Origin of the sequence: Asticcacaulis sp., from assembly GCF_020217185.1 — a bacterium.
Taxonomy (GTDB): Bacteria; Pseudomonadota; Alphaproteobacteria; order Caulobacterales; family Caulobacteraceae; genus Asticcacaulis.
The window spans coordinates 1-10,000 of sequence record NZ_JAIWNX010000148.1; the positions used below are offsets into that span (position 1 = coordinate 1).

Genomic DNA, 10,000 nt, shown 5'->3' on the forward strand with positions numbered 1-10,000 from the left:
GCGAAATGGCGATGCCTTCATTGTCCGAAATGATGTCAATGGCATCGGCGACATTGTCGAGATTGTACAGCGGCTCGCCCATACCCATGAAGACGATATTGGACAGGCGGCGGTCTTCCTTGGGTGACGGCCATTCCCCCAGATCGTCGCGCGCCACCTGCACCTGCGCCACGATTTCGGCGGCGGTCAGGTTGCGCACCAGTCGCTGCGTCCCCGTATGGCAGAAGGAGCAGTTGAGCGTGCACCCCACCTGAGACGAGACGCACAGGGCACCTGAGCGACCGACATCCGGGATATAGACGGTTTCGACCTCGATACCCGGCGCCATGCGGATCAGCCACTTGCGCGTGCCGTCTTTTGACACCTGACGCTCGACCACTTCGGGGCGGGCAAGGGTGAATTTTTCGGCCAGCGGCCCGCGCTGATCCTTGCCGATATCGGTCATCTTGTCGAAATCGGTAAAGCCGTAATGGTGCACCCAGCGCCAGATCTGCTGGGCGCGCATTTTGGCCTTGCGCTCCTCGACCACGCCGGACTCTTTCAGCGCCGCGATCAGGCCATCGCGCGTCAGCCCGGTGATATTCACCTTGGCGCTTGCGGCGGGTTTGGCGGACAGGTCGAGCGTATAGGCCACGGGGGGACTCTCAGAAAAGGCACAGATGCGGGGAGCGAGTGCGGGCCTATACAGTAAAACGGGGGGAATGTCTAATTCCGCGCATCAAATCTACGGCGCCTTCAAATACGCAATAATCGCCGCGCGGTTTTCGGGTTTGGACACCGACTGCGGCATGTAGGTGCCGGGGTAGAGCTTTGACGGATCGCTGAGGAACCGATCAAGATGCGCGGCGTCCCAGCGCAGGCCCTTCGCGCCGGCGGCCTTGAGGGCCGGGGAATAGGCAAAGCCCGCCACGCTGGCCACCTTGCGGCCGACCACGCCCTTGAGTGACGGCCCCTGACCATTGGCCGCCGTCACTTCGTGACAACTGACGCAATAGCGCTCAAACAGGTCCTCGCCGGATACGGTTTGCGCCTGTGCACCGGAGGCGGCCAGAAGACCCGCAAGGATAAGCGCGGCTTTCATAAAAACACCCCCTGCGCCACGCGCCCCATCAGGATGACCACGGCGACAAAGTTGATCAGGAAGACCAGCCCGCGCAGCGGCACATTCGTCGTCAGGGTCTGCACACCCGTATGGATGAGCCGCCCGATCAGGAACAGCCAGGCAGCGGCGATGTCTATCGCTTCTATGCGGCCCGACTGATAGATGATAGCTGCGGCAAACAGGGCAAAGACCGGCAGTTCAAACTGATTGGACAGGTTGCGCGCCACGCGCTTTGAGCGCTCCGGGTCGGCATTGGCGTTCACGAAGGCGGCAGGCTTGATCTCGCCCTTGCGCAGCGCCGTCTGGCGCTCCCAGGTCAGCCAGATATAGAGCCCGGCCACCAGCGCGAAATGCCCCAGAAACGGCAGCAGAAACTGTTGGTCGGTAGTCAGTTCAAACATGGCCCCCTCCACAAACCGGACACCCCGGCTCCGGCGGCAGGGTAATGACGCGCGAGGTCATCGACAGGCCGTCGAAGATCAGCAGCTTGCCGATCAGCGGGTCGCCCGCGCCGGTGATCAGCTTGATCACCTCCAGCGCGCTCATCGAGCCGATAATCCCGGCAAGAGCGCCGACAATGCCCATGCGCTCACAGGTTTCGGCGTCGGGCGGAATCTCCGGCACCAGACATTGATAACAGGGCGTCCCCTTGAACACCGCCACCTGACCGCTGAACCGCCCCAGTGCACCGGACACCAGCGCCTTGCCCAATGCCATACAGGTGCGGTTGACCAGATGCCGCGTCTCGAAATTGTCGCAGCCATCCAGCACAATGTCATAGCCGCCGATGATCTCCGTCGCAGTATCGGGCGTCAGGCGCACCGGATGGAGGTTCAGCGCGGCGTGCGGATTGAGCGCCGACAGGCGCGCCTGCGCCACCTCGGATTTAAGCGCGCCCACATCATTGGTGGCGTACAGGACCTGTCTTTGCAGGTTGGACAGACTGACCGTGTCGTCATCGAGCAGGCCCAGCGTGCCGATGCCCGCTGCCGCCAGATAAAGCGCCGCCGGGGCCCCGATGCCGCCCAGCCCAACGATCAGCACCTTGGCGCCTTTCAGACGGCGTTGCCCCATACCGCCAACCTCTTTCAGCACGATGTGCCGGGCATAGCGGTCAAGATCGTCATCGGTGAGATCGGGAAGTGACATGGCCTCAGATATAAAGGGCGTCGCGCCGCCCCGCCAGCCCTCATCTGTTCGTTTACCGTTAACGGGCGTCGGCCTATAATCCCGCATAGATTTAAAGGATATTGGATGCGGCGAGCCCTCAGACAGATCAGCGGCAAACGGCGCTCGGAAACGGGCGATGCGCGGCTGGGGGTGACGCTGGCCTTTGTCGCCGGGGCGGTCAATGCCGGCGGCTTTCTGGCTGTCGGCGTCTATACGTCGCACATGTCGGGCATGGTGGCCTCCTTTGCCGACGATATGGTGCTGGGGAAGTTTGGCCCGGCCGTTCTGGCGCTCACCTATGTGCTGTGTTTCTTTTTAGGTGCGGTGACCTCAAGCCTGCTGATCAACTGGGCGCGGTTAAAGCGGCTGCATTCGGAATTTGCCCTGACGCTGGGGCTTGAGGCGGTGTTGCTGCTGCTGTTTGGCCTGCTGGCTGCGGGGCTGATCGGGGATATTGCCCTCAGCCTGCCCCTGACCATCGGGCTTTTGTGCTACCTGATGGGCTTGCAGAACAGCCTGATGACCAAGCTGTCGCACGCCGAAATCCGCACCACCCACATGACGGGGATCATCACCGACCTCGGCATCGAAGCCGGTCGCTTCCTGTTCGGGCGCGCCACCCACGCCGGGGCGCGCTTTCATCCGAAGAAGGCGCGGTTACTTGTCTCGCTTCTGGGGGCCTTTGCGGCGGGCGGGCTTACGGGGGCTTTTGGCTTCAGCCACATGGGCTTTGTGACGGTGTTGCCCCTGTCGCTGGGGCTCGGTCTGATCGCCCTTGTGCCCATGCTGGACGACTTGTCCCGGCAAAAACGCCGCCGGGACTTGAAAGGCCCCCTTGAAAGACCCCGCGCAAACCGCCAATTAGACGGTCATGACGGATAAAAACTTCCCCAACTGGCACGGGACGACCATCGTCGCCGTGCGCAAAAATGGCAAGACGGTCATCGCCGGTGACGGTCAGGTGTCGATGGGCCCCACCATCGTCAAGGGTGGCGCGAAGAAGGTCAGGACTCTGGCCGGCGGCAAGGTGATCGTCGGCTTTGCCGGCGCGACCGCCGATGCCTTTACCCTGCTGGAGCGTCTGGAGGCCAAGCTGGAACTCTATCCGGATCAGCTGGCGCGGGCCTGCGTCGATCTGGCCAAGGACTGGCGCACCGATCGCTATCTGCGCCGCCTTGAGGCCATGCTGCTGGTAGGCGACAGGAACCATATCCTGACCATTACCGGGGTCGGTGACGTGCTGGAACCCGAAGATGGGGTGGCGGCCATCGGATCGGGCGGCACCTATGCCCTGTCGGCGGCGCGCGCCCTGCTCGACTATGAGCCCGATGCCGAGGTGATCGCGCGCAAGGCCATGCAGATCGCCGGGGATATCTGCGTCTATACCAATCACAGCGTCACTCTCGAAAAGCTGGAAGCGTGATCGCCTTTCGCCCCCTGACCGATAACGATGCCGGGCTTCTGCTGTTGTGGATGTCCTCGCCGCACGTGCGCCAGTGGTGGGTCAATGACGGCCAGACCGCTGAGGACGCCGTCGAAGACGCCCTGGCCTATATCGGCGCGGCCAATGCCACGGCGTGGATCTTTAGCTGGAATGGTCGGCCGGCGGGCTATACCCAGTGCTATGAGTGCCACCCCGATCACGAACCGGGCACCCCCTGCCATGCGGAGTCGCCCAAAGGCACCTTCCTGATCGACCTGTTTATCGGCGATGCGGCCCTGCTGGGTGAGGGGATCGGCACGCAGGTCCTGACCCAGCTCAGCAACGGCATGTTCAAGAAGGGTGCCGTGTGCGTGCGCGTGGCCCCCCAAACGACCAACGCCGCCGCCCGTCGCGCCAGCGAAAAGGCGGGCTTCGTCCCTGTCGGCCCGACGCCCTGCGGCCGCATGGTCCTGATGCAGCGCACGCCGGAACTGAACGCCTGAATTTAGGAAAAAGAGCGTATGACCACCTTTTCACCGCGTGAGATCGTCTCCGAACTCGACCGTCATATTATCGGCCATGCTGACGCCAAAAAGGCGGTGGCCGTGGCGCTGCGCAACCGCTGGCGGCGCAAGCAGACCGACGCGGCCATCCGCGACGAGATCACGCCGAAGAATATCCTGATGATCGGGCCGACCGGCGTCGGCAAGACCGAGATCGCGCGCCGTCTGGCCAAGCTGGCTCAGGCCCCGTTCATCAAGGTCGAGGCGACCAAGTTCACCGAAGTCGGCTATGTCGGCCGCGACGTCGATCAGATCGTGCGTGATCTGGTCGAAGCGGCCATCCTGATGGTCAAGGACAAGAGCCGTCAGGGCGTGCGCGCCAAGGCCGAAGCCCAGGCCGAAGAACGCCTGCTGGACGCGCTGGTCGGACCGGCGGCACAGCCTGCCACGCGCGACAGCTTCCGCAAGCGCCTGCGCAATAACGAGCTGGACGACAAGGAGGTCGAAATCACTGTCGCCGATACGGGCGGCGCGATCGGGGCTTTCGAGATTCCGGGGCAGCCCGGCAATCAGATCAATCTGGGTGAGATGCTGCAAAAGGCCATGGGCGGACGGCAAAAGACCGTGCGCCTGACGGTAGCGGCGGCCCAGCCGATCCTGCTGTCCGAAGAGTCGGATAAACTGCTCGATCAGGAGGCGGTGTCGCGTGAGGCGCTGTCCCTGGCCGAACAGGAAGGCATCGTCTTCCTTGATGAGATCGACAAGGTGGCCTCGCGTCAGGAGCGCGGCGGGGCCGATGTGTCGCGCGAAGGCGTGCAGCGTGATCTCTTGCCGCTGATCGAAGGGACGACGGTTTCGACCAAGTATGGACCGGTCAAGACCGACCACATCCTGTTTATCGCCTCAGGCGCCTTCCACGTGGCCAAGCCGTCGGATTTGCTGCCGGAGCTTCAGGGGCGCTTGCCTATCCGGGTCGAGCTGAAGGCCCTCACTCAGGACGATTTCCGCCGCATCCTCTCGGAACCCGAAGCCAATCTGATCAAACAAAATCAGGCGCTGATGGCCACCGAAGGGGTGACGCTGGCGTTTGAAGACGGGGCGATTGCCGAAATGGCCGCCGCCGCCGCACAGGTCAATGCCAAGGTCGAAAACATCGGCGCGCGGCGTCTGCACACCATTATCGAGCGGGTGATGGAGGAGCTGAGCTTCACTGCCGCCGATCAGACGGGCCAGACCGTGACCATCACGGCGGATTATGTGCGCGAACGTCTGGGCGAGGTGGCGGGAGACGCCGACCTCAGCCGCTATATTCTGTAAGCAAAAGCCCCGGATCACTCCGGGGCTTTTGTTATTTCATATAGGTTTCGTAATTGTCGCCGAAGTCATCATAATGGCTGAGCAGCAGTTCGCGGAACTGCGCCGTCAACTGATCGACATTCAGTTTGCGCGCGGCCAGAAACTGCGTCTTGTCGGCACTCTGAGCGGCGCAGGTGAACGCCGTGTAACGCGTGGCGGCCTGAAGCAGGGCCCCGCCGGCTTCGCCGATCGAGCTTTTGTGCGCGTGGCTATTGGTCAGGTCGATATGATCGGCCGCCATCTGACGGAAGACGTCGTTGGAAACGGCAGGCGTGGTCATCCCTTGTCCTTTTCACTCGGCACCTTGGCCATGTAGGTGTCGAAATTTTTCGCATATTCAATATAGTGGATGTCGAGATACTCACGGAAGCGGGCGCTGATCCCGGCGACCATTTCCTCCTTTTTGGCCAGCATTTCGGCACCGCTCGGTTCACCCACAGCGGTTATGAAGGCGCTGTAACGGGCGGCGGCGTGCAAAAAAGCGCCTTCGGATATGGAAAAGGAATCCACAGCCTTGGCCTGTGCATTAGCAATATGGATGAATTCCGCTGTGAGCGCGTTAAACGCTTCGGCATTCAGTTGTTTGGGCTGGGTCATTTGGGGATGCCCAGATTGGGGCGACCATATTCGGCAAAGTTTTGCGCGTACTCTTCGTAGTGCCCCTCAAGATACTGGCGATACAGCTTCACATAGTGGTCAATGTGCGCTTCCTTGCTTTGCAGCATGACGCGACCGCCGACAAATTGCGTGGACGACACGAAAGCATTGAAACGGGCCGCCGCGTGCATCAGGGCCGCCCCGGCCTGCCCAGGATTGGCCTCCTTGAGGTGACCATTAGCGAGCTCAATATGTTCAATCATCAGTTCATTGAAGCGATGGTCTGTCAGTTCAGCCACAAGGTTACTCCTGTAAAATGAGCCGTCTATCTGGTGTTAACGTGAAGGCTTTGTCAACGTGCGTAGCAGCGCCGCCGAGGCCTCATCGCACAGGCGATAGACGGCCTCGAAATCGCGGGTGTCGCCGTAATAGGGGTCTGGCACATCCTTCGTCAGGCCCAGCGCTTCCTCCAGATAAAGACCGATGGTCGCGGTGGTATCATCCGGGGCGATTTTGCGGATATTGCGCACATTATCGCGGTCGAGGCCAAGGATAAGGTCAAAGCGGTAAAAGTCGTCGCGATGAAGCTGACGCGCGCACTGGGCGGAAATATCGACACCATAACGCGCCGCCACGGCGACGGAGCGCCGGTCCGGCCCTTCGCCCGTGTGCCAGCCGCCGGTACCGGCGGAGTCGATGACAAATCGGTCGCTTAAGCCCGCCTGTTCGACGTGATGACGCAACAGGCCCTCGGCCAGCGGCGAACGGCAGATATTACCCAGACAGACAAACAGAACGGAGGTCATGGAAATTGCTTAGCCCGCCGGATGCTTCCGTCGCAAGGCGTGTCTTGCGGGGGCGCTGAAATCATTTCACAATGGCGCCATGACCGCGCCCCTTCCCGAACTTGAGCCCTTTATCGACCGCCTTCAGGCCATTTCCGACCGCTATGAGCGCGTCTATGGCATCGACCGGGGCGGCGACTGGCACCTGCTGAAAATGCAGGAGGAGATGGGCGAACTCACCCAGGCCTATCTGGCCATGACCGGGCGTTCGCGGCGCGACGCCACAGCGGCCAGGCACGAGGTGGCGATGGAGATGGCCGACCTGATCTGCATGACGCTGCTGATGGCGCGCGCCGAAGGTATCGACCTCAATGCCGCCATCACTGAGAAATGGCTGAAATGGGAGGATGTGATGGCGGCGGAAGCCACACATGCGTAGTGCGGCCGCCGTCAAAAAGCTGTTCGAGCGCTTTGAAGCCGATAAGCCGGAACCTAAGACCGAACTGAACTTCTCCAATCCGTTTACACTGGTGGTGGCTGTCGCCCTGTCGGCCCAGACGACCGATGTGGCGGTCAACAAGGCGACCGGGCCGCTGTTTGCCTTGGCCGACACACCGCAGGCCATGCTCGATCTGGGCGAAGAACGGCTGATGCAGATGATCTCCTCCATCGGGCTTTATCGCAACAAGGCGAAGAATGTGATGGAGATGTGCCGCATCCTGATCAACCGTTTCGACGGTCAGGTGCCGCTCAATCGCACGGACCTGCTCAGCCTGCCGGGCGTGGGCAATAAAACGGCCTCGGTGGTGCTCAATGAGTTGGATATCGAGCCGGCCATTGCGGTCGATACTCACGTCTTTCGCGTCTCGCACCGGCTGGGGCTGGTCGATGACAGCACCACCACGCCGGACAAGGTAGAGGCGCAACTGATGGCCTCAATCCCGCGCAAATGGCTGACGCGGGCGCACCACTGGCTGATCCTGCACGGGCGCTATACCTGCACGGCCCGCAACCCCAAGTGCATGGCCTGTCTGGTCGAAGACCTATGCCCCAAGCGAGGGGTGGGTTAGACCGCAAAAATCTCCTGTAGCGTGGACAGGGTCGCCATCAGTGTCGGATTGTCCACGGCCCCCAGCCGTTTGATTAGTCGCGTCTTATCGAGCGTGCGAATCTGATCCAACAGGATCAGGCCGCTTTTACCCTGAAACGTCAAAGGGATGCGAAACGGCGCATTGCGGCTGCCCGTGGTCATCGGGGCGACCATGACGGTGCGCAGATGATCGTGCATTTCCGGCGGAGAGATGATCACGCAGGGCCGCGTTTTCTGAATCTCGCTGCCCACCGTCGGGTCAAGCGCCGCCAGCCACACCTCGCCGCGCGTCACCATGTCAGGTCGGCATCATCGGCATTGGCCACGTCCGGCCAGACCAGCCCGTCATCTGCGGCTTCGGCCAGGGCCCGGCTGGCCTCGCCCCAGCCCGTGCGGGCGGTCTTGGGCTTTTCAAGGATGATGGCCGTGTCGGTGACGGTCATTTCCACACTGTCCGACAGCTCCAGTTGCGCAATCACCGCCTTGGGGATGATCACGCCCTGCGAATTGCCCATCTTGCGCAAACTGGCTTTCATGTGGCGCCTCCGTCAGCACAAAGTTAGCACGAGGGCTGTCTCAACGCAATCAGTGCTTATGCCCGCACATCCCCAGCGCGTGCTCGACCGCGTGGCTGAGGCGGGCCGGGGCGGCGTCTTCGTATTTGAGATAGAGGTCGGGCTCGATCAGCTCCAGCTCCATCAGGCAGAAGTCACCGGCGGCATTGCGCACCATATCGACGCGCGCATAGAGCAGGGTCTGACCCACATATTCCAGCGCCTGATAGGCCAGCTCCACGGCGGCGACCGGCGGGGTCTGTACCCGCAGATGGGCGTCATAGTCGGGCTGTGAACGGAAATCGCCCGGCTTGGGCGTTTTGAGCACCGCGTGGCTGAAATCGCCACCGAAGAAGATCAGCGACCATTCGCCTTCCGACTGAATGGCACCCAAAAAGGGCTGAAGCATCGCCTCGGCCTCCGGCGCCCCTTCGGGCACGTCGGCCCCTGCCCAGACGAGGGTTTTCTTCGCCCCGGCGGAGATGCGCGGTTTCAGCACCAGCGTGTCCTGTCCGAAATCGGCACGCGCACGGCTCAGGGTTTCTGACGTCAGGGTGTCGGCAAACAGGGTCGGTACGATGCGGATGCCACCTTCGGCCAGATCGCGCAGATAGGCCTTATCGACGTTCCAACTGACGATTTCGGCGGGGTTGTGCATCCGGTAGCCCTTGGCCTTGATGTGGGCCAGAGCGCGGCGGAAGTCATCGGGCGCATTGTGATAGCCCCAGGCGACCAGCGGCAGCACCAGATCATAGGGCCGCGTCAGAGGCTCCGACCAAGGCTGTGCCTCGACCTCAAATGCTGCGAAGGCGGCGCGATAGGCCTCCAGCACGGCGGGCCAGCGGCCATGATGCGAGGGGTGCGCCGGGTTCGGTGTCAGGATGAGAAGGGACTTTTTCATTTTCGCTTGCTCCGCGCGTGGTTTTTGCGCAAAGACACCCAAAATAGCAACCGGATTATCGCGCATGTCTTCTGAGTACGACGTCACCGCCGTTGGCAATGCCATTGTGGACGTGCTGGCCCCGGCCAGCGAAGCGTTTATCGTGGCGGAAGGCCTGCCCAAGGGCGGCATGACGCTGATTGATCAGCACCGGGCGCTGAACCTCTATGGCAAGATGGTGGCGCGCGCTGAAAAGACCAGCGAAGACCTGACGCAGGAATCCGGCGGCTCGGCGGGCAATACCATCGCCGGCGTTGCCTCGTTTGGCGGCAAGGGGGCCTATATCGGCAAGGTGGCGCACGACGAACTGGGCGAAGTGTTCAGCCGCGACCTGAAAAAGAGCGGCGTGCATTTCGATGTGCCCTTCCTGCACGATGACCCGACCCATACGGGGCGTTGCCTGATCAACGTCACCGAAGACGGTCAGCGCACCATGGCGACGTTTCTGGGGGCCGCCGCTCTGGTGCAGCCCGAAGACGT

General features: G+C 62.0%; 18 protein-coding genes. 7 read left to right on the forward strand and 11 right to left on the reverse strand.

From position 1 onward, the window contains the following. The 4 genes from rlmN to moeB form a co-directional block, all read right to left on the reverse strand. A partial coding sequence (rlmN, locus tag LDL37_RS07235) for a 23S rRNA (adenine(2503)-C(2))-methyltransferase RlmN (RefSeq protein WP_290796075.1) occupies positions 1 to 634 on the reverse strand: 634 nt, incomplete at its 3' end. Positions 635 to 724: 90 nt separating this feature from the next. Beyond that, positions 725 to 1,081 (reverse strand): c-type cytochrome, encoded by a 357-nt coding sequence (locus LDL37_RS07240; protein WP_290796078.1) that lies wholly within the window; start codon positions 1,079 to 1,081, stop codon positions 725 to 727. Continuing rightward, positions 1,078 to 1,503 (reverse strand): MAPEG family protein, encoded by a 426-nt coding sequence (locus LDL37_RS07245; RefSeq protein ID WP_290796080.1) that lies wholly within the window; start codon positions 1,501 to 1,503, stop codon positions 1,078 to 1,080. The genes LDL37_RS07240 and LDL37_RS07245 overlap by 4 nt, the downstream gene beginning before the upstream one ends. Then, positions 1,496 to 2,251, reverse strand: a complete 756-nt coding sequence (gene moeB, locus LDL37_RS07250; protein WP_290796082.1) for a molybdopterin-synthase adenylyltransferase MoeB — start codon at positions 2,249 to 2,251, stop codon at positions 1,496 to 1,498. Before moeB ends, LDL37_RS07245 begins: the two co-directional genes overlap by 8 nt. A gap of 105 nt (positions 2,252 to 2,356) precedes the next feature. On the opposite strand from moeB, the gene LDL37_RS07255 reads away from it, so the two are divergent. Genes LDL37_RS07255 through hslU form a run of 4 tightly spaced genes read left to right on the forward strand, consistent with a single transcriptional unit; the run spans position 2,357 to position 5,515 of the window. Then, positions 2,357 to 3,154: a YoaK family protein gene (locus LDL37_RS07255; protein ID WP_290796085.1), complete on the forward strand. Its 798-nt coding sequence runs from the start codon at positions 2,357 to 2,359 to the stop codon at positions 3,152 to 3,154. After that, positions 3,144 to 3,695, forward strand: coding sequence for an ATP-dependent protease subunit HslV (hslV, locus tag LDL37_RS07260; RefSeq protein WP_290796087.1), 552 nt, complete (start codon positions 3,144 to 3,146; stop codon positions 3,693 to 3,695). Before LDL37_RS07255 ends, hslV begins: the two co-directional genes overlap by 11 nt. After that, the gene (locus LDL37_RS07265; RefSeq protein WP_290796089.1) at positions 3,692 to 4,198 is read left to right on the forward strand and encodes a GNAT family N-acetyltransferase; all 507 of its coding nucleotides are present in this window, start codon (positions 3,692 to 3,694) and stop codon (positions 4,196 to 4,198) included. Before hslV ends, LDL37_RS07265 begins: the two co-directional genes overlap by 4 nt. A gap of 18 nt (positions 4,199 to 4,216) precedes the next feature. After that, a complete protein-coding gene (hslU, locus tag LDL37_RS07270; RefSeq protein ID WP_290796091.1) occupies positions 4,217 to 5,515 on the forward strand; it encodes an ATP-dependent protease ATPase subunit HslU in 1,299 nt (432 codons plus the stop codon). Positions 5,516 to 5,546: 31 nt separating this feature from the next. Here hslU and LDL37_RS07275 read toward each other — a convergent pair whose 3' ends face one another. From LDL37_RS07275 to LDL37_RS07290, 4 genes are read right to left on the reverse strand one after another with little or no spacing between them, the layout of a single operon-like run. Further along, a complete protein-coding gene (locus LDL37_RS07275) occupies positions 5,547 to 5,834 on the reverse strand; it encodes a DUF3144 domain-containing protein (protein ID WP_290796093.1) in 288 nt (95 codons plus the stop codon). Next, positions 5,831 to 6,151, reverse strand: a complete 321-nt coding sequence (locus LDL37_RS07280) for a DUF3144 domain-containing protein (protein ID WP_290796095.1) — start codon at positions 6,149 to 6,151, stop codon at positions 5,831 to 5,833. The genes LDL37_RS07275 and LDL37_RS07280 overlap by 4 nt, the downstream gene beginning before the upstream one ends. Then, on the reverse strand, positions 6,148 to 6,450 hold the full coding sequence (locus tag LDL37_RS07285; RefSeq protein WP_290796098.1) for a DUF3144 domain-containing protein: 303 nt from the start codon (positions 6,448 to 6,450) through the stop codon (positions 6,148 to 6,150). The genes LDL37_RS07280 and LDL37_RS07285 overlap by 4 nt, the downstream gene beginning before the upstream one ends. 36 nt (positions 6,451 to 6,486) lie before the next feature. After that, positions 6,487 to 6,957: a low molecular weight protein-tyrosine-phosphatase gene (locus tag LDL37_RS07290; RefSeq protein WP_290796100.1), complete on the reverse strand. Its 471-nt coding sequence runs from the start codon at positions 6,955 to 6,957 to the stop codon at positions 6,487 to 6,489. Between the two features lie 79 nt (positions 6,958 to 7,036). Between LDL37_RS07290 and LDL37_RS07295 the strand changes: the two genes are divergently transcribed. Together LDL37_RS07295 and nth are read left to right on the forward strand one after the other, a co-directional pair. Further along, positions 7,037 to 7,375, forward strand: a complete 339-nt coding sequence (locus LDL37_RS07295; RefSeq protein WP_126419495.1) for a phosphoribosyl-ATP pyrophosphohydrolase — start codon at positions 7,037 to 7,039, stop codon at positions 7,373 to 7,375. After that, positions 7,368 to 8,006, forward strand: coding sequence for an endonuclease III (nth, locus tag LDL37_RS07300; protein WP_290796103.1), 639 nt, complete (start codon positions 7,368 to 7,370; stop codon positions 8,004 to 8,006). The genes LDL37_RS07295 and nth overlap by 8 nt, the downstream gene beginning before the upstream one ends. Here the strand turns inward: nth and LDL37_RS07305 are convergent. From LDL37_RS07305 to LDL37_RS07315, 3 genes are read right to left on the reverse strand one after another with little or no spacing between them, the layout of a single operon-like run. Then, positions 8,003 to 8,323, reverse strand: coding sequence for a type II toxin-antitoxin system PemK/MazF family toxin (locus LDL37_RS07305; protein ID WP_126419499.1), 321 nt, complete (start codon positions 8,321 to 8,323; stop codon positions 8,003 to 8,005). The genes nth and LDL37_RS07305 overlap by 4 nt on opposite strands. Beyond that, positions 8,317 to 8,562 (reverse strand): AbrB/MazE/SpoVT family DNA-binding domain-containing protein, encoded by a 246-nt coding sequence (locus tag LDL37_RS07310; protein ID WP_290796106.1) that lies wholly within the window; start codon positions 8,560 to 8,562, stop codon positions 8,317 to 8,319. Before LDL37_RS07310 ends, LDL37_RS07305 begins: the two co-directional genes overlap by 7 nt. A 49-nt stretch (positions 8,563 to 8,611) precedes the next feature. Beyond that, positions 8,612 to 9,481 (reverse strand): hypothetical protein, encoded by an 870-nt coding sequence (locus LDL37_RS07315; RefSeq protein ID WP_290796109.1) that lies wholly within the window; start codon positions 9,479 to 9,481, stop codon positions 8,612 to 8,614. 64 nt (positions 9,482 to 9,545) lie between these two features. Here LDL37_RS07315 and LDL37_RS07320 point away from each other — a divergent pair. Next, a partial coding sequence (locus LDL37_RS07320; RefSeq protein ID WP_290796111.1) for a PfkB family carbohydrate kinase occupies positions 9,546 to 10,000 on the forward strand: 455 nt, incomplete at its 3' end.

Coding starts and splice junctions, on each gene's coding strand:
- hslU (WP_290796091.1), top strand. CDS start 4,217: ATGACCACCTTTTCACCGCGTGAGATCGTCTCCGAACTCGACCGTCAT.
- LDL37_RS07255 (WP_290796085.1), top strand. CDS start 2,357: ATGCGGCGAGCCCTCAGACAGATCAGCGGCAAACGGCGCTCGGAAACG.
- LDL37_RS07305 (WP_126419499.1), bottom strand. CDS start 8,323: ATGGTGACGCGCGGCGAGGTGTGGCTGGCGGCGCTTGACCCGACGGTG.
- LDL37_RS07310 (WP_290796106.1), bottom strand. CDS start 8,562: ATGAAAGCCAGTTTGCGCAAGATGGGCAATTCGCAGGGCGTGATCATC.
- moeB (WP_290796082.1), bottom strand. CDS start 2,251: ATGTCACTTCCCGATCTCACCGATGACGATCTTGACCGCTATGCCCGG.
- LDL37_RS07280 (WP_290796095.1), bottom strand. CDS start 6,151: ATGACCCAGCCCAAACAACTGAATGCCGAAGCGTTTAACGCGCTCACA.
- LDL37_RS07240 (WP_290796078.1), bottom strand. CDS start 1,081: ATGAAAGCCGCGCTTATCCTTGCGGGTCTTCTGGCCGCCTCCGGTGCA.
- hslV (WP_290796087.1), top strand. CDS start 3,144: ATGACGGATAAAAACTTCCCCAACTGGCACGGGACGACCATCGTCGCC.
- LDL37_RS07245 (WP_290796080.1), bottom strand. CDS start 1,503: ATGTTTGAACTGACTACCGACCAACAGTTTCTGCTGCCGTTTCTGGGG.
- LDL37_RS07315 (WP_290796109.1), bottom strand. CDS start 9,481: ATGAAAAAGTCCCTTCTCATCCTGACACCGAACCCGGCGCACCCCTCG.
- LDL37_RS07275 (WP_290796093.1), bottom strand. CDS start 5,834: ATGACCACGCCTGCCGTTTCCAACGACGTCTTCCGTCAGATGGCGGCC.
- LDL37_RS07290 (WP_290796100.1), bottom strand. CDS start 6,957: ATGACCTCCGTTCTGTTTGTCTGTCTGGGTAATATCTGCCGTTCGCCG.
- nth (WP_290796103.1), top strand. CDS start 7,368: ATGCGTAGTGCGGCCGCCGTCAAAAAGCTGTTCGAGCGCTTTGAAGCC.
- LDL37_RS07295 (WP_126419495.1), top strand. CDS start 7,037: ATGACCGCGCCCCTTCCCGAACTTGAGCCCTTTATCGACCGCCTTCAG.